This is a genomic window from Pseudomonas wadenswilerensis (assembly GCF_900497695.1).
Taxonomy (GTDB): Bacteria; Pseudomonadota; Gammaproteobacteria; order Pseudomonadales; family Pseudomonadaceae; genus Aquipseudomonas; species Aquipseudomonas wadenswilerensis.
This window is the reverse complement of the sequence record NZ_UIDD01000010.1, coordinates 283,640-305,239: the sequence shown is the minus strand read 5'-3', so window position 1 is coordinate 305,239 and position 21,600 is coordinate 283,640. Positions and strand designations below refer to the sequence as shown.

Annotated in this window: 24 protein-coding genes; all 24 read left to right on the top strand. The window is 62.5% G+C overall.

What is annotated here, in order from left to right; translation table 11 throughout:
- Positions 1-8 precede the first annotated feature (8 nt).
- Positions 9-356 (top strand): Hpt domain-containing protein, encoded by a 348-nt coding sequence (locus CCOS864_RS20245; protein WP_115088075.1) that lies wholly within the window; start codon positions 9-11, stop codon positions 354-356.
- A 79-nt stretch (positions 357-435) separates the two neighbouring features.
- Positions 436-1,725 (top strand): flagellar hook-length control protein FliK, encoded by a 1,290-nt coding sequence (locus CCOS864_RS20240; RefSeq protein WP_115088074.1) that lies wholly within the window; start codon positions 436-438, stop codon positions 1,723-1,725.
- 131 nt (positions 1,726-1,856) lie between these two features.
- A complete protein-coding gene (fliL, locus tag CCOS864_RS20235) occupies positions 1,857-2,351 on the top strand; it encodes a flagellar basal body-associated protein FliL (protein ID WP_115088073.1) in 495 nt (164 codons plus the stop codon).
- Between the two features lie 9 nt (positions 2,352-2,360).
- Positions 2,361-3,329 carry a flagellar motor switch protein FliM gene (fliM, locus tag CCOS864_RS20230; protein ID WP_010225006.1) on the top strand — a complete coding sequence of 323 codons (969 nt, stop codon included), beginning with the start codon at positions 2,361-2,363 and terminating at the stop codon, positions 3,327-3,329.
- 46 nt (positions 3,330-3,375) lie between these two features.
- Positions 3,376-3,840 carry a flagellar motor switch protein FliN gene (gene fliN / locus CCOS864_RS20225; protein WP_010225007.1) on the top strand — a complete coding sequence of 155 codons (465 nt, stop codon included), beginning with the start codon at positions 3,376-3,378 and terminating at the stop codon, positions 3,838-3,840.
- Positions 3,841-4,296: a flagellar biosynthetic protein FliO gene (gene fliO / locus CCOS864_RS20220; RefSeq protein ID WP_115088072.1), complete on the top strand. Its 456-nt coding sequence runs from the start codon at positions 3,841-3,843 to the stop codon at positions 4,294-4,296.
- Positions 4,296-5,048: a flagellar type III secretion system pore protein FliP gene (gene fliP, locus CCOS864_RS20215; protein WP_115088071.1), complete on the top strand. Its 753-nt coding sequence runs from the start codon at positions 4,296-4,298 to the stop codon at positions 5,046-5,048. The genes fliO and fliP overlap by 1 nt, the downstream gene beginning before the upstream one ends.
- Before the next feature lie 21 nt (positions 5,049-5,069).
- Positions 5,070-5,339, top strand: a complete 270-nt coding sequence (gene fliQ, locus CCOS864_RS20210) for a flagellar biosynthesis protein FliQ (protein WP_038996371.1) — start codon at positions 5,070-5,072, stop codon at positions 5,337-5,339.
- Positions 5,340-5,346: 7 nt separating this feature from the next.
- Positions 5,347-6,123, top strand: coding sequence for a flagellar biosynthetic protein FliR (gene fliR, locus CCOS864_RS20205; RefSeq protein WP_115088070.1), 777 nt, complete (start codon positions 5,347-5,349; stop codon positions 6,121-6,123).
- A 2-nt stretch (positions 6,124-6,125) separates the two neighbouring features.
- Entirely contained in the window at positions 6,126-7,262 is a 1,137-nt protein-coding gene (flhB, locus tag CCOS864_RS20200; RefSeq protein ID WP_115088069.1) for a flagellar biosynthesis protein FlhB, read from the top strand.
- A 169-nt stretch (positions 7,263-7,431) separates the two neighbouring features.
- Complete coding sequence (gene flhA / locus CCOS864_RS20195) at positions 7,432-9,561, top strand: flagellar biosynthesis protein FlhA (RefSeq protein ID WP_115088068.1); 2,130 nt, start codon at positions 7,432-7,434, stop codon at positions 9,559-9,561.
- Between the two features lie 11 nt (positions 9,562-9,572).
- Positions 9,573-10,883 carry a flagellar biosynthesis GTPase FlhF gene (flhF, locus tag CCOS864_RS20190; RefSeq protein ID WP_115088067.1) on the top strand — a complete coding sequence of 437 codons (1,311 nt, stop codon included), beginning with the start codon at positions 9,573-9,575 and terminating at the stop codon, positions 10,881-10,883.
- Between the two features lie 120 nt (positions 10,884-11,003).
- Complete coding sequence (gene fleN / locus CCOS864_RS20185) at positions 11,004-11,837, top strand: flagellar synthesis regulator FleN (protein ID WP_038613333.1); 834 nt, start codon at positions 11,004-11,006, stop codon at positions 11,835-11,837.
- Positions 11,834-12,574 carry an RNA polymerase sigma factor FliA gene (gene fliA, locus CCOS864_RS20180; protein ID WP_115088066.1) on the top strand — a complete coding sequence of 247 codons (741 nt, stop codon included), beginning with the start codon at positions 11,834-11,836 and terminating at the stop codon, positions 12,572-12,574. The genes fleN and fliA overlap by 4 nt, the downstream gene beginning before the upstream one ends.
- A 103-nt stretch (positions 12,575-12,677) precedes the next feature.
- Positions 12,678-13,052, top strand: coding sequence for a chemotaxis response regulator CheY (locus CCOS864_RS20175; protein ID WP_036990294.1), 375 nt, complete (start codon positions 12,678-12,680; stop codon positions 13,050-13,052).
- 19 nt (positions 13,053-13,071) lie between these two features.
- Entirely contained in the window at positions 13,072-13,860 is a 789-nt protein-coding gene (locus CCOS864_RS20170; RefSeq protein ID WP_010225027.1) for a protein phosphatase CheZ, read from the top strand.
- 12 nt (positions 13,861-13,872) lie between these two features.
- Positions 13,873-16,101 (top strand): chemotaxis protein CheA, encoded by a 2,229-nt coding sequence (locus CCOS864_RS20165; protein ID WP_115088065.1) that lies wholly within the window; start codon positions 13,873-13,875, stop codon positions 16,099-16,101.
- Between the two features lie 44 nt (positions 16,102-16,145).
- A complete protein-coding gene (locus CCOS864_RS20160; RefSeq protein ID WP_115088064.1) occupies positions 16,146-17,267 on the top strand; it encodes a protein-glutamate methylesterase/protein-glutamine glutaminase in 1,122 nt (373 codons plus the stop codon).
- Entirely contained in the window at positions 17,267-18,007 is a 741-nt protein-coding gene (locus CCOS864_RS20155) for a flagellar motor protein (protein WP_115088063.1), read from the top strand. The genes CCOS864_RS20160 and CCOS864_RS20155 overlap by 1 nt, the downstream gene beginning before the upstream one ends.
- Positions 18,008-18,010: 3 nt before the next feature.
- Entirely contained in the window at positions 18,011-18,898 is an 888-nt protein-coding gene (gene motD, locus CCOS864_RS20150; protein WP_115088062.1) for a flagellar motor protein MotD, read from the top strand.
- Between the two features lie 45 nt (positions 18,899-18,943).
- Positions 18,944-19,732, top strand: a complete 789-nt coding sequence (locus tag CCOS864_RS20145; RefSeq protein ID WP_010225035.1) for a ParA family protein — start codon at positions 18,944-18,946, stop codon at positions 19,730-19,732.
- Positions 19,732-20,601 carry a CheW domain-containing protein gene (locus CCOS864_RS20140; RefSeq protein WP_115088061.1) on the top strand — a complete coding sequence of 290 codons (870 nt, stop codon included), beginning with the start codon at positions 19,732-19,734 and terminating at the stop codon, positions 20,599-20,601. The genes CCOS864_RS20145 and CCOS864_RS20140 overlap by 1 nt, the downstream gene beginning before the upstream one ends.
- Before the next feature lie 64 nt (positions 20,602-20,665).
- Positions 20,666-21,145, top strand: coding sequence for a chemotaxis protein CheW (locus CCOS864_RS20135; protein ID WP_010225041.1), 480 nt, complete (start codon positions 20,666-20,668; stop codon positions 21,143-21,145).
- Position 21,146: 1 nt separating this feature from the next.
- Complete coding sequence (locus tag CCOS864_RS20130; RefSeq protein ID WP_010225042.1) at positions 21,147-21,539, top strand: DUF2802 domain-containing protein; 393 nt, start codon at positions 21,147-21,149, stop codon at positions 21,537-21,539.
- The last annotated feature ends 61 nt before the right edge of the window (positions 21,540-21,600 follow it).

Here is a 21,600-nt window from a genome sequence, read left to right as displayed (position 1 = left end):
GTGAGCAAGTGTCCGAAATTCACATCGATCGCAAGGTGCTCAGCGACTTGCAGGAGGTCATGGAAGATGGCTACCTGCAATTGCTCGAGACCTTTCTTGCAGATTCCGAAATACGCCTCAGCCAGTTGCATGGGGCGAAGAACGCCGACGAGCTGGCGCATGCGGCGCACAGTTTCAAGGGCAGCAGCAGCAATATGGGCGCCGTGGCGCTGGCCGAGTTGTGCCGGCAGCTCGAAGATCGGGTCAACCATGGGCCGCTGCAAGGAATCGAAGATTTGATCAACCAGATCGACCGCGAGTACGCCGCGGTCCGTGGCTTGTATTGCGACGAACGCCAGCGGGTGTCGATTGGTTGAGCATAAGTTCAAACCTGGCGCGAGTTTTGCGTAGTCTTCGCTAATTCACGTTTACGACTTCTGTAGCGGAGACTCCTACATGCCTGTCGCCTCCAACCCCCTGCTGCAAACCAGTGCCGTGGCGAAGCCGTCGCGCGCCGCTGCCGGTGTGCCGGATAAATCGCTGCAGGCCCCTAACGACAAGGCGTCCGGCTTTTCCGATGTGTATGCCAAACAGTCTCGTGAGACGGCTGTAGGCGTCAAAGACACGCCTGTGCCTGAGAAAACCACCGCTGGTGCAACTGGCGGCAAGAACGCTGCCGCCGACCAGTCGAAGGTTGCCGACAGCGGCAAGAATTTGCCTGAAGACCAGGACAGCGCCGAGGTCGAACCTTCGCAGTTGTCTGACCCGACCTTGCTCGACCCCAGTCTGGTGGCTGGGCAAGTGACCGATGCGCAGCCGGGGGCGCAGTTGATTCAGGCCCAGGCTGAAGCCGTGGCGCCGGTGATCCAGGCTGCGGCTGCACAATTGCAGGTGGCTTCGACGCCAGGTCAGGCGATAGCCGAGGAGCCCGAGTTCGATCCCGAGGCCGATCCGCTGGCTGACCTGCCGGCCTTGCGCCTGGCCCTGGAGCAAAGTGCCCAGGCCCAGGGCACCACCTCCGCCCATACCGCAGGCAAGGTCGGCAATGCCCAGCCTGAAGCGGCAACGGCGCAGCCTGCCGTCAATACACTGGCGGCCCTGCTGGACAAGCCCGGTGCCGATGCCGAACAGGGCGAGCCGGGCGAAAAAGCCTTCAGCGGCCTGATCGATGATGGTCTCAAGGATCTCAAGAGCGCTTCGAGCGATACCCGTGTCGACAACTTTGCCGAGCGCCTGAGCAGCCTGACCCAGGCGGCCACGGCCAAGACCGCCAATGCCGTGCCGGTGGCCGCGCCGCTCAATCAACCGTTGGCGATGAACCAGAGCGGCTGGACCGAGGGTCTGGTCAACCGGGTCATGTACCTGTCCAGCCAGAACCTGAAATCGGCGGATATCAAACTTGAGCCGGCCGAGCTCGGGCGCCTGGACATTCGCGTCAACCTGGCGCCCGAGCAGCAGGCACAGGTGACCTTCGTCAGTGGTCATGCCGGGGTGCGCGAGGCGCTGGAAAACCAGGTCCACCGTCTCAAGGAGATGTTTGCCCAGCAAGGCCTCGGGCAGCCGGACGTCAACGTCGCCGACCAGTCCCGTGGCGGACAGCAGCAGGGTGCCCAGGACACGCCGAAGCTCAGCGGCGTGGCCGCGCGGCGCAATGAGTCTGGCGAATCCGCTGAAATCGCACCAGGCGCAATGTCGGTCGAGCAGCAGTCGGTTGTGGGCTCAAGCGCCGTGGATTACTACGCCTGATTGGCTGCGGTCTTTGTGGGAGCTGGCCTTGCCGGCGATGCAAGGCGCAGCCTTGCCCTTCCAGGTTGGCATAACACTTGCTCAACCCTCGCCATGTGACTGAAATCTCCGATGAATGACGGATTATTGGCATGGCGAAGAGCGAAGCAGAGAAAGACCCCGCCGCTAAAGGCAAACTCAAGCTGATCCTGCTGTTGGTGCTGGCATTGCTGCTGGCTATCGGTCTGTCGGTTGGCGCCACCTGGTTCTTCCTGCACGCGTCCGAGGGCAAGCCAGCGGTCGATCCGGCCCTGGCCAACCTCAAGCCTGCGGCGATCTATGAGCCCCTGGCGCCGGCCTTCGTGGTCAACTTCAACCAGAACGGCCGCCAGCGCTTCATGCAGGTGAGCATCACCATGCAAGGCCGTGACCAGGCAGCGCTGGACGCCCTCAAGGTGCATATGCCGGTGATTCGCAACAACCTGGTCATGCTGTTCTCGGGGCAGGGTTTCGACACCCTGGCCAGCCCGGTCGGCCAGGAAATGCTACGTCAGAAGGCCACCGCGAGTGTCCAGGAAGTGGCGCAGAAGGAAGTCGGCAAGCCGGTCGTCGACCAGTTGCTGTTCACCAATTTCGTATTGCAGTAGGAGCCCCAGATGGCCGTGCAGGACCTGCTGTCCCAGGATGAAATCGATGCCTTGCTGCATGGCGTCGACGATGGTCTGGTGCAAACCGAGAGCAATGCCGAACCCGGCAGTGTCAAAAGTTATGACCTGACCAGCCAGGACCGGATCGTCCGCGGACGCATGCCGACCCTGGAAATGATCAACGAGCGGTTCGCCCGTTATACCCGCATCAGCATGTTCAACCTGCTGCGTCGCTCCGCCGACGTCGCGGTCGGCGGCGTGCAGGTGATGAAGTTCGGTGAGTACGTGCATTCGCTGTACGTGCCTACCAGCCTGAACCTGGTGAAGATCAAGCCGCTGCGCGGTACCTCGCTGTTCATCCTCGACGCCAAGCTGGTGTTCAAGCTGGTGGACAACTTCTTTGGCGGCGACGGACGTCACGCCAAGATCGAAGGCCGCGAGTTCACCCCGACCGAGCTGCGCGTGGTGCGCATGGTACTGGACCAGGCCTTCGTCGACCTCAAGGAAGCCTGGCAGGCGATCATGCCGGTCAACTTCGAGTACATCAACTCCGAGGTCAACCCGGCCATGGCCAACATCGTCGGGCCGAGCGAGGCGGTGGTGGTCTCGACCTTCCACATCGAACTCGATGGTGGCGGCGGCGACCTGCACGTGACCATGCCGTACTCGATGATCGAGCCGGTGCGCGAAATGCTTGACGCGGGCTTCCAGTCCGACCTGGATGACCAGGACGAACGCTGGATCAAGGCCCTGCGTGAAGACGTGCTGGACGTCAGCGTACCGCTCAGTGCCACGGTCGCCCGTCGCCAGTTGAAGCTGCGCGACATCCTGCACATGCAGCCGGGCGACGTGATTCCGGTCGAGCTGCCGGAAGAGCTGATCCTGCGGGCCAACGGCGTGCCGTCGTTCAAGGCCAAGCTGGGTTCGCACAAGGGCAACCTGGCCCTGCAGATTATCGATCCGATCGAGCGCCGCTGAGGCGCTCGTGGTTCCAACTCCGAATTGATTGCCCGTCGAGGACAAAATGGCTAACGAAAACGATATCACCTCCCCGGAGGAGCAGGCCCTGGCCGATGAGTGGGCCGCGGCCCTGGAAGAAACCGGCGACGCCGGGCAGTCCGATATCGACGCCTTGCTGGCTGCCGATGCCGGCAATACATCGCCCAACCGCCTGGCCATGGAAGAGTTCGGCAGTTCGCCGCGCAGCAACGAGCCGGTCACCCTCGATGGTCCGAACCTGGATGTGATCCTGGATATTCCAGTGAGCATTTCCATGGAAGTGGGCAGCACCGAAATCAACATCCGCAACCTGCTGCAGCTCAACCAGGGCTCGGTGATCGAGCTTGACCGCCTGGCCGGTGAGCCGCTCGATGTGCTGGTCAACGGCACCCTGATCGCCCATGGCGAAGTGGTTGTGGTCAACGAAAAGTTCGGCATCCGCCTGACTGACGTGATCAGCCCAAGCGAACGTATCAAGAAGCTGCGCTGAGTGAACAGGCTCCTGCGCAACAGCCTGGCCCTGGCCTGTGGCCTGTATGTAGACGTCGCCCTGGCCACGACGCAACCGGCTGCCGCAGTCGTGGCGCCGGTTGCGGCAAGCGGCAGCGCGGCGGGGCAGTTGACCCAGCTGGTACTGGGCTTGCTGTTGGTGCTGGGGCTGATCTTTTTGCTTGCCTGGCTGCTGCGCCGGGTGCAGAACGCCGCACCGGGCAGTGCTCAGGTCATCGAGATCCTCGGCAGTCGTTCACTGGGGCCGCGAGATCGCCTGCTGCTGATACAGGTCGGCAAGGAGCAGATTCTCATCGGTCATTCGCCGGGCACCATCGAGGCCCTGCATGTCATGGCCGAACCGATTGAAGTGCCCGCCAGTGCGCGTCAGGCAACACCAGAATTCGCCCAGCGCCTGATGGAGCTGATGGGCAAGGATCAGAAGGGAAGGTCGTAATGGGCGCGTTGCGCATGATGTTGGCGCTGCTGCTGATGCTGGTGGCGCCTATGGCTTTGGCGGCCGATCCACTGTCGATCCCGGCGATCACCCTGTCCAGCGGGGCTGACGGCCAGCAGGAGTACTCGGTCAGCCTGCAGATCCTGCTGATCATGACGGCGTTGAGCTTCATCCCGGCATTTGTCGTGCTGATGACCAGCTTTACCCGCATCATCATCGTTTTTTCCATTCTGCGTCAGGCCCTGGGCCTGCAGCAGACGCCGTCGAACCAGATTCTCAACGGCATGGCGCTGTTTTTGACCCTGTTCATCATGGCGCCGGTGTTCGACCGGATCAACCAGGAAGCCGTGCAGCCGTACCTGGCTGAGAAGCTCAGCGCCCAGGACGCGATCAGCAAGGCCCAGGCGCCGCTGAAGAACTTCATGCTGGCGCAGACCCGCGAGAGCGACCTTGACCTGTTCATGCGCCTGTCCAAGCGCACGGATATCGCCAGCCCCGATCAGGCGCCACTGACCATTCTGGTGCCGGCCTTCGTCACTTCCGAGCTCAAGACCGCGTTCCAGATCGGCTTCATGATCTTCATCCCGTTCCTGATCATCGACCTGGTGGTCGCCAGTGTGCTGATGGCCATGGGTATGATGATGCTCTCGCCGCTGATCATCTCGTTGCCGTTCAAGATCATGCTGTTCGTCCTGGTCGATGGCTGGGCGCTGATCATGGGTACCCTGGCCGGCAGTTTCGGCGGCGTCTGACGCCGCGAGGAGAAGTAGTCCATGACCCCTGAAGTGGCTGTCGACCTGTTCCGTGACGCGCTCTGGCTGACCACCCTGATGGTTGCCATCCTGGTGGTGCCGAGCCTGCTGGTGGGCCTGATCGTGGCGATGTTCCAGGCTGCCACCCAGATCAACGAACAAACCCTGAGCTTCCTGCCGCGCCTGCTGGTGATGCTGGTGACCCTGATCGTGGTCGGTCCGTGGCTGGTGCAGAAATTCATGGAATACATCCTGTCGTTGTACGGCAGCATTCCGCAACTGATTGGCTGATCCGGCGATGCTCGAGCTGACCGATGCGCAGATCGGTGCCTGGGTGGCCAGTTTCATCCTGCCGCTGTTTCGCGTCACGGCTGTGCTGATGACCATGCCGATCTTTGGTACAACCCTTGTGCCGGCGCGCATTCGCCTGTATTTCGCCCTGGCGATTACCGTGGTGATCGTCCCTGGCTTGCCGCCGATGCCGGTGGTCGAGGCGCTGGACTTCAAGGCGCTGTTGCTGGTGGCCGAGCAGATCGTCATCGGCGCCCTGTTTGGCATGGCGCTGCAGTTGTTCTTCCAGATTTTCGTCATTGCCGGGCAGATCGTCGCGATCCAGATGGGTATGGCCTTCGCCTCCATGGTCGACCCGACCAACGGCGTCAACGTCGCGGTGGTCAGCCAGTTCCTGACCATGTTGGTGACCTTGCTGTTCCTCGCTATCAACGGCCACCTGGTGGTCTTCGAAGTACTGACCGAGAGCTTTACCACCTTGCCGGTGGGTGGCGGCTTGCTGGTCAATCATTTCTGGGACCTGGTCGGACATCTGGGTTGGGTGCTGGGGGCGGCGCTGCTGCTGGTGCTACCGGCCATTGCCGCGCTGCTGGTGGTCAACATTGCTTTTGGCGTGATGACCCGGGCGGCGCCGCAGTTGAACATCTTTTCCATCGGCTTTCCGCTGACCCTGGTGCTGGGGATGGTGATCTTCTGGATCACCCTGGCCGATATACTCCCTCACTATCAGTCGCTGGCTTCCGAAGCCTTGCAGTGGCTGCGTGAACTGGCACGGGCGCGCTGAGCATGGCAGAGAGCGAAAGCGGTCAGGACAAAACAGAAGACCCCACCGAGAAACGCAAGAAGGACGCGCGCGAGAAGGGCGAGATTGCGCGTTCCAAGGAACTCAACACGGTCGCGGTGACCCTGGCGGGCGCGGGTGCGCTGCTGGCGTTTGGCGGTGGCCTGGCGCAAACCCTGATGGAGCTGATGCGCATCAATTTCAGCTTGTCCCGCGAGGTGCTCATCGATGAACGGTCCATGGGTATTTTCCTCATGGCCTCCGGCAAGATGGCCCTGCTGGCTACCCAGCCGGTGTTGCTGGTGCTGCTGATCGCGGCAATCATCGGCCCGGTGTCGCTGGGTGGGTTCCTGTTTTCCAGCAGTTCGCTGGCACCGAAGTTCAGCCGCATGAACCCGCTATCGGGGATCAAGCGGATGTTCTCGGTCAACGCCTTGTCCGAGCTGCTCAAGGCGCTGGCCAAGTTCTTCATGATTCTGATCGTCGCCCTGACGGTGTTGTCGGCTGACCGCGATGATCTGCTGGCGATTGCCAACGAGCCGCTGGAGCAGGCGATCATTCATAGCGTCCAGGTGGTTGGCTGGAGTGCGCTGTGGATGGCGGCGGGGCTGTTGATCATCGCGGCGGTGGACGTGCCGATCCAGCTCTGGCAGGCGCACAAGAAACTGTTGATGACCAAGCAGGAAGTGCGCGACGAATACAAGGATTCCGAGGGCAAGCCCGAGGTCAAGCAGCGCATTCGCCAGTTGCAGCGCGAGGCTTCGCAGCGGCGGATGATGGCGGCGATCCCCGAGGCGGACGTGATCATCACCAACCCGACCCACTATGCCGTAGCGCTCAAATACGACCCGGAGAAGGGTGCGGCACCGCTGCTGCTGGCCAAGGGGGCCGACTTTATCGCCCTGAAGATTCGCGAGATCGCCAACGAGCACAAGATCCAGGTGCTTGAATCGCCCGCGCTGGCGCGTTCGATCTACTACTCCACCGAGCTTGAAGAAGAGATTCCCGCCGGCTTGTACCTGGCAGTGGCCCAGGTGCTGGCCTATGTCTACCAGATCCGCCAGTACCGCGCCGGCAAGGGCAAGCCGCCGGAGCCGCTCAAGGACCTGCCGATCCCGCCGGATTTGCGTCGCGACTCCTGACCAAGTCTACGCAGGTTCATTGTGGGAGCTGGCCTTGCCGGCGATGGCTGCGCAGCAGCCCCGAGTCACTCAAACCACCTCGTTCAACAAAGTTGGAAAGCTTCTTGCAAAGGCAGCGCTGCGCGCCTCAAAGGCGTCAAAGTTTTGCTTGAGCTAACGAGGAATACCGGTGGATCGCTCTCAGTTAATCAACAGTGCCCGTAGCAACCTGGTCGGTCTAGGCCGGGGTAACCTGGGTGTGCCGCTGTTGCTGCTGGTGATGCTGGCAATGATGATGTTGCCGATCCCGCCGTTTTTGCTCGACGTGTTTTTCACCTTCAACATCGCCTTGTCGATCGTGGTCCTGCTGGTCTGCGTCTACGCCCTGCGCCCGCTGGATTTCGCCGCGTTTCCGACCATCCTGCTGGTGGCGACGCTATTGCGCCTGGCGCTCAACGTCGCCTCCACGCGGGTGGTGATGCTCCACGGTCACGATGGCCACGAGGCCGCCGGTAAGGTGATCCAGGCCTTCGGCGAGGTGGTGATCGGCGGTAACTACGTGGTCGGTATCGTGGTCTTCGCGATCCTGATGATCATCAACTTCGTGGTGGTGACCAAGGGCGCCGGGCGTATTTCCGAGGTGAGCGCGCGCTTCACCCTCGACGCCATGCCCGGCAAGCAGATGGCCATTGACGCCGACCTCAACGCCGGCCTGATCGACCAGGCCCAGGCCAAGGCACGCCGTGCCGAAGTGGCGGGGGAGGCCGAGTTCTACGGTTCGATGGACGGTGCCAGCAAGTTTGTTCGCGGTGACGCCATCGCCGGCCTGCTGATCCTGTTCATCAACCTGATCGGCGGCATGGCCGTCGGCATGTTCCAGCACAACATGACCTTTGCCGATGCCGGCAAGGTCTACGCCCTGTTGACCATCGGTGACGGTTTGGTGGCGCAGCTGCCATCGTTGTTGCTGTCCACGGCGGCCGCGATCATGGTCACCCGCGCCTCGGGCTCCGAGGACATGGGCAAACAGATCAACCGGCAGATGTTCGACTCGCCCAAGGCCCTGGCGGTCTCCGCGGGCCTGATGATCGTCATGGGCCTGGTGCCGGGGATGCCGCACATTGCCTTCCTGAGTCTCGGCCTGCTGGCCGCTGGTGGTGCTTATCTGGTGTGGCGCAAGCAGAACCAGGTCAAGCTCAAGGCCCTGGAAGAGGTGCAGCGCCAGCAGGACCTGCTGCCATCGCCGCAGCGCGCCATGGAAACCAAGGAGCTGGGCTGGGATGACGTCACCCCGATCGACATGATCGGCCTTGAGGTCGGTTACCGGCTGATTCCGCTGGTGGATCGCAACCAGGGCGGCCAGTTGCTGGCGCGGATCAAGGGCGTGCGCAAGAAGCTGTCCCAGGATCTGGGCTTTCTCATGCCTACGGTGCACATTCGCGACAACCTCGACCTGGCGCCTAGTGCCTACCGCCTGACCCTGATGGGGGTGATCCTGGCTGAGGCGGAGATCTACCCGGACCGGGAGCTGGCGATCAACCCTGGGCAGGTGTTCGGTACCCTCAGCGGCATTGCCGCCCGCGACCCGGCCTTTGGCCTGGAGGCGGTGTGGGTCGACGTCAACCAGCGCAGCCAGGCACAATCGCTGGGCTACACCGTGGTGGATGCCAGTACCGTGGTTGCGACCCACCTCAACCAGATCCTGCACAAGCATTGCCACGAGCTGATCGGCCACGAAGAAGTGCAGCAACTGTTGCAGGTGCTGGCCAAGGCCTCGCCCAAGCTTGCCGAGGAGCTGGTGCCGGGCGTCATTTCCTTGTCGGGGCTGCTCAAGGTCCTGCAGGCGTTGCTCGCCGAACAGGTTCCGGTGCGTGATATTCGCAGCATTGCCGAGGCTATCGCCAACAACCCGGCCAAGAGTCAAGATACCGCCGCGCTGGTGGCGGTGGTGCGCGTCGGATTGTGTCGCGCCATCGTGCAAAGCATTGTCGGCGTTGAGTCCGAGCTGCCTGTGATCACCCTTGAGCCAAGATTGGAACAGATTTTGCTCAATAGTTTGCAAAGGGCTGGGCAAGGCCAGGAAGACGGTGTTCTTCTTGAGCCGAGCATGGCCGAAAAGCTTCAGCGTTCGTTGATCGAAGCCGCCCAGCGTCAGGAGATGCAAGGGCAGCCGGCGATCCTCCTGGTCGCAGGACCGGTACGAGCCATGCTGTCGCGCTTCGGTCGCCTGGCTGTACCGAATTTGCATGTTTTGGCGTATCAGGAAATACCTGACAACAAGCAAGTTACCATCGTCGCCACAGTGGGCCCGAACGGCTGAGGTAGTGGGTTATGCAAGTTAAGCGTTTTTTCGCCGCCGATATGCGTCAGGCCATGAAGCTGGTTCGCGATGAGCTGGGGGCCGAGGCCGCCATCATCGGTAATCGCCGGATTGCTGGTGGTGTCGAGCTGACGGCTGCGCTGGACTACAAGCTGTCCGCCCTGGCGCCGCGGGTGCCGAATGTCGAGCTCGAAGACGAGCTGCGCAAGACCCAGTCGCGCATCGTCACCGCGCAGGCCGAACTGAGCAGCCGCAGCGACAGCGAAGACGCCAACCGCCAGCTGTTTGCCGGCCTGCCGCTGACTGCCTCCGAGCCGCTGGTCGATCCGCAGGTCGAAGCGCCGGTGACGACTGCTGCGCCGGCCTCCGCACCCATTGATCCGCGCCTGTTCGACTCGATGCGCTCGGAACTGTCGGGGCTGCGTGAGCTGCTCGAAGTCCAGCTCGGCTCGCTGGCCTGGAGCCAGCTGCAGGGCAACAAGCCGCAGCAGGCCAACCTCTGGCGCCGCCTGCAGCGCATCGGCCTGTCCGGTCCGATTGCCCGCGAGCTGCTTGACCTGACCACCGAGATCGAAGAGCCACGCCATGCCTGGCGCATGCTCCTGGCGCATCTTGCGCGCATGATTCAGGTGCCGGAAATCGAACCGATTGAAGAAGGCGGTGTCATTGCCATGGTCGGTCCGGCAGGCATGGGCAAGACCACCACCCTGGCCAAGCTCGCCGCGCGCTACGTGCTCAAGTACGGCGCACAGAACCTGGCCCTGGTGAGCATGGACAGCTTCCGTATCGGCGCCCAGGAGCAGCTCAAGACCCTGGGGCGGATCCTCAACGTGTCGGTTACTCACGTTGACCCGGGCCAGTCGTTGGCCCAGGCCCTCGACCCGCTGCTGCGCAAGCGCGTGGTGCTGATCGATACCGCCGGCCTGCAGGCCAGCGACCCGGCGCTGCGCATGCAACTGGAAACCCTTGCCGGGCGCGGGATTCAGGCCAAGAATTACCTGGTGCTGGCAACCACCAGCCAGAAGCAGGTGCTCACCGCCGCCTATCACAGCTACAAACGTTGTGGTCTGGCCGGTTGCATCCTGACCAAGCTAGATGAAACCGCCAGCCTCGGCGAGGTGTTGAGCCTGGCAATCAGTCACGAACTGCCGGTGGCCTATCTTACCGATGGCCCGCGCATTCCTGACGACCTGCATCTGCCGCGCCGGCACCAGTTGGTCAGCCGCGCAGTGAGCGTGCAGGTGCAGGACGAGCCCAGCGAAGAGGCCATGGCCGACATGTTCGCTGATCTCTACCACAGCTCCGGCAAACGCGTGGGCTGAGGTGAACTTGAATACGTTGCAAAGTACCTACATCAATGGTCTGCCAGGCATTTTTCAGGTGTTGAAAGCGCAGCCCAGTCATGTGGCCTCGGTCTAAGTAAGACAAGGTAAAGAACAAACATGGGTAGCATGCATCCCGTACAGGTGATCGCCGTGACCGGCGGCAAAGGTGGCGTTGGCAAGACTAACGTGTCAGTGAACCTGTCATTGGCGCTGGCTGAGCTTGGCCGTCGGGTCATGCTGCTGGACGCCGATCTGGGCCTGGCCAACGTTGACGTGCTGCTGGGCCTGACGCCCAAGCGCACCCTGGCCGACGTCATCGAGGGCCGTTGCGAGCTGCGCGATGTGCTGCTGCAAGGCCCCGGTGGTGTGCGCATCGTGCCGGCGGCCTCGGGCACGCAAAGCATGGTGCACCTGGCTCCAGCCCAGCACGCCGGCCTGATCCAGGCTTTCAGCGAGATCGGCGACAACCTCGATGTGCTGGTGATCGACACCGCTGCGGGTATCGGTGACTCGGTAGTCAGTTTTGTCCGCGCCGCCCAGGAAGTGCTGCTGGTGGTGTGCGACGAGCCCACCTCGATCACCGACGCCTACGCGCTGATCAAGTTGCTCAACCGCGATTACGGCATGAACCGCTTCCGCGTCCTGGCGAACATGGCCCAGAGCCCTCAGGAAGGGCGCAACTTGTTCGCCAAGTTGACCAAGGTCACTGATCGCTTCCTCGATGTCGCCTTACAATACGTCGGTGCGGTGCCTTACGACGAATGTGTGCGCAAGGCGGTGCAGAAGCAGCGAGCGGTCTATGAAGCCTTTCCGCGTTCCAAGTGCGCGCTGGCATTCAAGGCCATTGCCCAGAAGGTCGATACCTGGCCGCTGCCTGCCAACCCACGGGGTCACCTGGAGTTTTTTGTCGAGCGCCTGGTGCAACCGACGAGCGCGGGTCCGGTGCTATGAACGCCAGCGGTTATCGGATGTACAGCAAGGCCTCGCGTGATGCCCAGTACGAGTTGATCGAGCGTTACGCGCCGCTGGTCAAGCGCATCGCCTACCACTTGCTGGCGCGTTTGCCGGCCAGTGTGCAGGTGGAGGACCTGATCCAGGCCGGAATGATCGGCCTGCTCGAAGTCTCCAACAAGTACGACGCGAGCAAGGGTGCAAGCTTCGAGACCTATGCCGGTATCCGCATCCGCGGCGCCATGCTCGATGAAGTGCGCAAGGGCGACTGGGCGCCGCGTTCGGTACACCGCAATACCCGCATGGTCAGTGACGCGATTCGAGCAATTGAAGCAAAAACCGGCCGTGACGCTAAAGATCACGAGGTTGCTGCCGAACTTCAATTGAGTCTCGATGATTATTACGGGATTTTGAATGACACCCTGGGCAGCCGCCTGTTCAGTTTCGACGACCTGCTGCAGGACGGCGAACATGAAGGGCTGCACGAGGACGGTGCCAGTGCCCAGCTCGAGCCTTCGCGCGATCTGGAAGACGAGCGTTTTCAGGCAGCCTTGGCCGATGCCATCGCCAACCTGCCGGAACGCGAGCGTCTGGTCCTGGCGCTGTACTACGACGAAGAACTCAACCTCAAGGAGATCGGTGAGGTCCTGGGGGTGAGTGAGTCGCGTGTCAGCCAGTTGCACAGCCAGTGCGCGGCACGTTTGCGTGGTCGCCTGGGGGAATGGCGGGCGCGTTGAACACCGGTTCGATGCAGTCGTGAAATGTAATGCCGAATTGATTGAATGCGCGTTCCGCGCTGAACGCGTTAAAGACTGCTTGGAGGTCTAATTGAACAAAGACATGAAAATCCTCATCGTGGACGACTTTTCGACGATGCGGCGGATCATCAAGAACCTGTTGCGTGATCTGGGCTTTACCAACACCCAGGAAGCCGACGACGGCAACACCGCGCTGCCAATGCTTGAAAGCGGTCATTTCGACTTTTTGGTGACCGACTGGAACATGCCCGGCATGTCCGGTATCGACCTGCTGCGCAAAGTGCGTGCCGACGAGCGCCTGAAACACCTGCCGGTGCTGATGGTGACTGCCGAAGCCAAGCGCGAGCAGATCATCGAAGCCGCCCAGGCCGGGGTCAACGGCTACGTGGTCAAGCCATTTACCGCCCAGGTGCTGAAAGAAAAGATCGAAAAGATCTTCGAGCGCGTCAATAGCTGAGGTACGCCACGGGGGCGCTATGGAGCAAACACAATCATCCTTGGGCGAGTTTGAGTCGACACTCAAGAAACACGCCAAGGAACTGGTCGACAGCCTGGAACGAGGCAAGTTCGGCGATGCGGTGCAACTGATCCATCAGCTGAACCAGACCCGTGACCTAGGCCTGTACCAGGAAGTCGGCAAACTCACCCGCGAGTTGCACAGCGCGATCGTCAGCTTCCAGATCGACCCGCACATGCCGCAGGCCGAGGAAGTGTCGCAGATTACCGATGCCACCGAACGCCTGTCCTACGTGGTCAAGCTGACCGAGGGCGCGGCCAACCGCACCATGGACCTGGTCGAAGCCAGCACGCCGGTACTCAATGAATTGAGCGACGAGGCCAAGGCGTTGAGCGTCGACTGGCAGCGTTTCATGCGCCGCGAAGTGGCGGCACCGGAATTCCGTGAGCTGGCCAAGCGTGTCGACAGTTTCCTGACACGCAGCGAGGAGGGCAGCCGCAAGGTCGCCGGGCACCTCAATGACATCCTTCTGGCTCAGGACTACCAAGACCTGACCGGCCAGGTGATCAAGCGCGTCACGACGCTGGTTACCGAAGTAGAAAGCAATCTGCTCAAGCTCGTGCTGATGGCAAGCCAGGTCGACCGCTTTGCCGGTATCGAACATGACCACCAGCAGCTGCGCGCTGAAAAAGATCAAGAAAAACATCCGACTCGGGGTGAAGGTCCGCAGATTCATGCCGATAAGCGTGAAGACGTCGTGTCCGGTCAGGACGATGTCGACGATCTGCTGTCCAGTCTGGGTTTTTAGGGAGCACGTTTAATGAGCTTCGGCGCCGATGAAGAAATCCTTCAGGATTTCCTGGTAGAAGCCGGCGAAATTCTTGAGCAACTGTCCGAGCAACTGGTCGAGCTGGAAAGCCGTCCGGATGATGCCGATTTGCTCAATGCAATTTTTCGCGGTTTTCACACTGTAAAAGGGGGCGCCGGCTTCCTCCAGCTCAACGAGCTGGTGGAGTGCTGCCATATCGCCGAAAACGTGTTCGACATCCTGCGCAAGGGTGCCCGGCGCGTTGATGCCGAACTGATGGACGTGGTCCTGGAAGCCCTGGACACGGTCAACAGCATGTTCGGCCAGGTGCGCGAGCGCACCGATATCACCCCGGCCACCCCTGAGCTGCTGGCGGCGCTGTCGCGCCTGGCCGAGCCTGCCGGGGAAGACGAGGTTGCTGCACCTGAACCGGAGGTGGTTGAAACGCCAGCGGCCGAGGCCGAAGCGGATATCACCGATACCGAATTCGAACAGCTGCTCGATTCGCTCAATGCGGTCAAGGCCGAAGCCGAGGCCCAGGTGACCGAGCCGGCCAGTGACGAAATCACCGACGCCGAGTTCGAGTCGCTGCTCGACCAGTTGCACGGCAAGGGCCAGTTCGCCGCCGACAGCCTCGGTGCCGCAGCTGAAGCGCCCGTTGCAGCCGCCGCAGGCGGTGACGTCAGTGGTGACATCACCGACGATGAGTTCGAAGCACTGCTCGATCAGTTGCACGGCAAGGGTAACTTTGCCGTCGATGCACTGCCGGGCGCCGCGAGTGCACCTGCCGAGGCCGTTGCGCCTGCGGCAGGCGGCGATCATATCTCCGAGCACGAGTTCGAAGCGCTGCTCGACGAGCTGCACGGCAAGGGCAAGTTCGTCCCGGATGCCGTTGTCACTGCAGCGCCTGCCGCCACCGCCGCGCCAGCCAAAGCTGCGGTCAAGCCTGCGCCGGCACCTGCCGCCAAGGCCGCTGCTCCTGCCGTCGCGCCCGCCCCGGCGGCAAAGGCTGCGGCAGCGGCGCCTGCGCGCCAGGCCGCACCGGCTGCCGAGAAGCACCCGGCCAGCGAAACCGAGACCACCGTACGGGTCGATACCGCACGTCTCGACGAGATCATGAACATGGTCGGCGAGCTGGTGCTGGTACGTAACCGCCTGGTGCGCCTGGGCCTGAACAGTGGCGATGAGGCCATGTCCAAGGCTGTGTCGAACCTCGACGTGGTGACGGCCGACCTGCAGACCGCGGTGATGAAAACCCGCATGCAGCCGATCAAGAAGGTCTTCGGGCGCTTCCCGCGCCTGGTTCGCGACCTGGCCCGGCAGCTGAAGAAAGAAATCAACCTGGAGCTGGTCGGTGAAGAGACCGACCTCGACAAGAACCTGGTCGAAGCCCTGGCCGACCCGCTGGTGCACTTGGTGCGCAACGCCGTCGACCATGGTGTCGAGACCCCGGAAGAGCGCGAGGCCTCGGGCAAGTCCCGTGGCGGCAAGGTGGTGCTCTCGGCCGAACAGGAAGGCGACCATATCCTGCTGTCGATCTCCGATGACGGCAAGGGCATGGACGCCGACGTGTTGCGCGCCATCGCGGTCAAGCGCGGAGTGATGGACAAGGACGCGGCCGATCGCCTGAGCGAGACCGAGTGCTACAACCTGATCTTCGCCCCGGGCTTCTCGACCAAGACCGAGATTTCCGATGTGTCCGGGCGTGGCGTGGGCATGGATGTGGTGAAAACCAAGATTTCCCAGCTCAACGGCTCGATCAACATCTACTCGACCAAGGGCCTGGGCTCGAAGATCGTCATCAAGGTGCCACTGACCCTGGCGATCATGCCGACCCTGATGGTCATGCTTGGCAACCAGGCGTTCGCCTTCCCGCTGGTCAACGTCAACGAGATTTTCCACCTCGACCTGTCGCGCACCAACGTGGTCGACGGCCAGGAAGTGGTGATCGTGCGTGACAAGGCCTTGCCGCTGTTCTACCTCAAGCGCTGGCTGGTCAGCTCCGCCGCTCATGAAGAGCAGCGCGAAGGCCATGTGGTGATCCTTTCGGTCGGTACCCAGCGGATCGGCTTCGTCGTCGATCAACTGGTAGGCCAGGAAGAAGTGGTCATCAAGCCGCTGGGCAAGATGCTCCAGGGCACCCCGGGCATGTCGGGCGCCACCATCACCGGTGACGGGCGCATTGCGCTGATCCTCGACGTACCGAGCATGCTCAAGCGTTACGCCGCCCGGCGTATTTGATTCTGGTGGCGCGGCGTTACGCCGCGCCCCCTAATGGAGTGTTTATGGCAGTCAAGGTCCTGGTGGTGGATGATTCCGGTTTCTTCCGCCGCCGTGTCTCGGAAATTCTTTCAGCGGACCCGACTATCCAGGTCGTCGGTACCGCGACCAACGGCAAGGAAGCGATCGACCAAGCGCTGTCGCTCAAGCCCGATGTCATCACCATGGACTACGAAATGCCCATGATGGATGGCATCACCGCCGTGCGTCACATCATGCAGCGTTGCCCGACCCCGGTGCTGATGTTCTCCTCGCTGACTCACGAAGGCGCGCGCGTCACCCTCGATGCCCTGGATGCCGGTGCGGTCGATTACCTGCCGAAGAACTTCGAAGACATCTCGCGCAACCCGGAGAAGGTCAAGCAGTTGCTGTGCGAAAAGGTCCATACCATTTCCCGTAGCAACCGTCGTTTCAGTGCCTACGCAAGCCCGGCGCCAACCCCGGCTCCGGCGCCGGCCGCGCAGCCAAGCGTCAGCAGCCTGGGCAGCACGCCCGCGCCGCGCGCCGCAGCCCCGGTACGTACCAGCGCAGCGGCAGCCAGCACGTCGCCTGCGCCCAAGCGCAAGCCGTACAAGCTGGTCGCCATCGGCACTTCCACCGGCGGCCCGGTTGCCCTGCAGCGGGTCCTGACCCAGTTGCCGGCCAACTTTCCGGCGCCGATCGTGCTGATCCAGCACATGCCGGCGGCGTTCACCAAGGCTTTTGCCGAGCGCCTCGACAAACTGTGCAAGATCAGCGTCAAGGAAGCCGAAGACGGCGACATGCTGCGCCCGGGCCTGGCCCTGCTGGCCCCTGGCGGCAAGCAGATGATGGTCGACGGCCGCGGCACGGTGAAGATCCTGCCGGGCGATGAGCGCCTGAACTACAAGCCGTGCGTGGACATCACTTTCGGCTCGGCGGCCAAGTCCTATGGCGACAAGGTGCTCTCGGTGGTGCTCACCGGCATGGGCGCCGACGGTCGGGAAGGCGCACGCCTGCTCAAGCAGGGTGGCAGCACGGTGTGGGCCCAGGATGAAGCCAGCTGCGTGATCTACGGCATGCCCATGGCCATCGTCAAAGCCAACCTGGCCGACGCCGTCTACGGCCTGGACGAGATCGGCAAGCACCTGGTCGAGGCCTGCGTCTGATGGATGTCTTGAGCCTTATCGGGATCATCCTGGCGTTTGTCGCCATCGTCGGCGGCAACTACCTCGAGGGCGGTCACCTGTCGGCGCTGCTCAATGGCCCGGCGGCGCTGATCGTAATTGGCGGTACCCTGGCGGCAGCTTTGCTGCAGTCGCCCATGAGCGCCTTCAAGCGCGCGCTGCAGATCGTGCGCTGGATCCTCTTCCCGCCACGGATCGACCTGGCCGGCGGTATCGACCGGGTAGTCAACTGGTCGCTGACCGCGCGCAAGGAAGGTCTGCTGGGCCTTGAAGGGGTCGCCGATGCCGAGCCGGACCCGTATGCGCGCAAAGGTCTGCAGTTGCTGGTCGACGGCGCCGAACCCGAAGCCATCCGCAGCATCCTCGAGGTGGATTTCTACACCCAGGAAAGCCGTGATGTGCAGGCCGCCAAGGTGTTCGAGAGCATGGGCGGCTATGCGCCGACCATCGGTATCATCGGTGCGGTGATGGGCTTGATCCACGTGATGGGCAACCTGGCCGATCCGTCGCAATTGGGTAGCGGCATTGCCGTGGCGTTCGTCGCCACGATCTATGGCGTGGCCAGTGCCAACCTGATCCTGCTGCCGATCGCCAACAAGCTCAAAGCCCTGGCCCTGCGTCAATCGCGCTACCGGGAAATGCTCCTGGAAGGTTTGCTGTCGATCGCCGAGGGCGAAAACCCGCGCTCGATCGAGTTGAAGCTTCAGGGCTTCATGGAGTAACACATGGCGCGCCGTCGACAACCCGAAGAGCATGAAAACCACGAACGCTGGCTGGTGTCCTACGCCGACTTCATCACCTTGCTGTTCGCCTTCTTCGTGGTCATGTATTCGATCTCCTCGATCAACGAGGGCAAGTACAAGGTCATTTCCCAGGCCCTGATCGGCGTGTTCAACGACCCCGAGCGGAGCATGAAGCCGATCCCCATCGGCGACGAGCGCCCGCTCAGCGTCAAGCCGGCCGAGCCGTTGATCAAGGACAGTGAACAGGTCGACGCAGGCCTGGCACAAACCAGCAGCGACCCGTTGAAGACCATCACCGATGACGTACGCGACGCCTTCGGCGACCTGATCAAGTCCGACCAGATGACTGTGCGCGGCAACGAGCTGTGGGTTGAGATCGAACTCAATTCCTCGCTGTTGTTCGGCAGCGGCGACGCCATGCCTAGCGATGTGGCGTTCAACATCATCGAGAAGGTGGCCAATATCCTCAGGCCGTTCGCCAACCCGGTGCATGTCGAAGGCTTTACCGATGACCTGCCGATCCGCACGGCGCAGTACCCGACCAACTGGGAGCTGTCGTCGGCGCGGGCGGCGAGCATCGTCCGCCTGTTGGCGATGGAAGGGGTGAATCCGGCGCGCATGGCCTCGGTCGGCTATGGCGAGTTTCAGCCGATCGCCGGCAATGACACCGCTGAAGGTCGCGCGCGCAACCGACGGGTGGTGCTGGTGATCTCGCGCAACCTGGAAGTACGCCGCAGCCTGACCGGTACTGGCAGCGCCAATGCCACTCCGGATGCGGCCATGAAGCGGGCTGGCACACAAACTGCACCGGCTGCGGTAGCACCGACGGTGGGCGACAAACGCGTCAATTCCCCGTCACCGACCCTATAACCGATCCCGGCAGGGCAGGCTGCCGTACCGGGAGGAAGCAACGCAATGAGAGTCTGGGCAGTAGCCAATCAAAAAGGTGGAGTCGGCAAGACCACCACGTCCATCGCCCTGGCCGGCCTGCTGGCCGAGGCGGGCAAGCGCGTGGTTGTCGTCGACCTCGACCCGCACGGGTCGATGACCAGCTATTTCGGGCATAACCCCGATGCGCTGGAGCACAGCTGCTACGACCTGTTCCTGCACAAGGGCACGGTGCCCGAAGGCTTGCCCGGGCAGTTGCTGCTGCCGACCAGCGACGAGAAGATCTCGCTGTTGCCCTCGAGTACCGCCCTGGCCGTGCTCGAGCGCCAGTCGCCGGGCCAGAGTGGCCTGGGCCTGGTGATCGCCAAGTCTCTGGCGCAGCTGTGGCAGGATTTCGACTACGCCATCATCGACAGCCCGCCGTTGCTCGGCGTGCTGATGGTCAATGCCCTGGCGGCCAGCCAGCAGCTGGTGATCCCGGTGCAGACCGAGTACCTGGCGGTCAAGGGCCTGGAGCGCATGGTCAGCACCCTGGCGATGGTCAACCGCTCGCGCAAGCAGGCCTTGCCCTATCACATCGTGCCGACCCTGTTCGACCGCCGCACCCAGGCCTCCATGGGCACCTTGCGGGTGCTGCGCGACGCTTACCCCGAACATATCTGGCAAGGCTATATCCCGGTCGACACGCGCCTGCGTGATGCCAGCCGGGCCGGGCAGACGCCCTCGCAATTCGACGGCAAGAGCCGCGGCGTGGTGGCTTACCGGGCCTTGCTCAAGCACCTGCTGACGCAGAACCTTGCCTTGCAGGTGGCCTGATGAATCGCCCTCAACAGCTTGCCAGCCGGCCACAAATGGCCCTGCAGAGCTACCTCGATGGCTTGCTGCAGGAGGCCACCGAAGAACTCGATGAGGCAGTGCCGGTATCGGTCGAGCCGGACGAGTTCCAGGCGGCGGTACGTGAAGAGCAGGCCCGTGATGCCCAGGTCGCAGCCCAGGCGGTCGTGACGCCTGCGCCACTGCCGTTTGCCGAGCCGCCACGGTCGGTGTTGCCGCTGACCTTGCCGCCGGTGGTCGAGCCCGTGGTCGAAGTGCCTGAGCCTGAGCCTGAGCCTGCGGTCGAGGTCGCCCAGGTTGCGCCGATCGAGCCACTGGTGGATGTGCACCTGCCGCCGGCACCGAATCAACCGGTACCGCCGGCCACGATCGACGGCCGTCCGGCCTGGGCCGCCGAGCCGTTCGAATGCCTGTTGTTCGACGTCGCGGGGCTGACCCTGGCGGTACCGCTGGTGTGCCTTGGCTCGATCTACTCGTTGGCGGGCCACGAATTGACACCGTTGTTCGGCCAGCCTGACTGGTTCCTCGGCATCCTGCCGAGCCAGAGCGGCAACCTCAAGGTCCTGGACACCGCCCGCTGGGTCATGCCCGATCGTTACCGGGATGATTTTCGCCAGGGCTTGCAGTACGTGATTTCGGTCCAGGGCTACGAATGGGGCCTGGCGGTACATCAGGTCAGCCGTTCGCTGCGTCTGGACCCCAACGAAATCAAATGGCGCAGCCAGCGTGGCCAGCGGCCTTGGCTGGCTGGCACCGTTATCGAACACATGTGCGCGTTGCTCGACGTCGCCGAACTGGCCGAGTTGATCGCCAGCGGTGCGGTCAAGCAACTGCACAGCACCCATAAATAATCGGCCGCATCTGCCGCGACCGCACTGAGCACTCCGCCGATGGCGGATTTTGAGGGATAGGGGAATGAAAAAATCGTCTGCACAAGGTTCCGAAGATCCGATCCTGCAGTGGGTGACCTTCAAGCTGGACAACGAGTCCTACGGCATCAACGTGATGCAGGTGCAGGAAGTCCTGCGCTACACCGAGATCGCCCCGGTCCCGGGTGCCCCGAGCTACGTGCTGGGCATCATCAACCTGCGCGGTAACGTGGTCACCGTGATCGACACCCGCCAGCGCTTCGGCCTGCTGTCGAGCGAGATCACCGACAATACCCGTATTGTCATCATCGAGGCCGACAAGCAAGTGGTCGGCATCCTGGTCGACAGCGTCGCTGAAGTGGTTTACCTGCGTCAGTCGGAAATCGAGACCGCGCCGAATGTCGGCAACGAGGAATCGGCCAAGTTCATCCAGGGCGTGTGCAACAAGAACAACGAACTGCTGATCCTGGTCGAGCTGGACAAGATGATGACCGAGGAAGAGTGGTCCGAGCTGGAGAACATCTGAGTTGATCCTCGAGGTTGCAGTCATATTTCTGGCGCTGCTGTGGGCGGTCAGCCTGTGGTTCTTCCTGAACTACAGCAAGCGCCAGCGTGAGCTGGCCGCGCAACAGGCCCAGGGCGATGCTGTGCGTGACCAGCGCATCAAGGACCTGGGCAAACGCCTGGACGACTACCAGAACGGCAGCGTGCGCATGGGTGAAGCCCTGCACGAGCTGCGGGCGGTGGTTGCGCCCTTGCCGGACAAGCTCCTGCAACTGGAACAGCGTGACCCCAACAGCCTGTCGTTCGCGCAAGCGGCGCGGCTGGTGGGCATGGGTGCCAGCGTTGATGAACTGACCCAGTCCTGCGGTTTGACCCAGGCTGAGGCGGAGTTGATGAGCAAGTTGCACCGCAGCTGAAATCAATCGCGGCCTGTGGGAGCCGGCCTTGCCGGCGATCGACCGCGCAGCGGTCGTGATC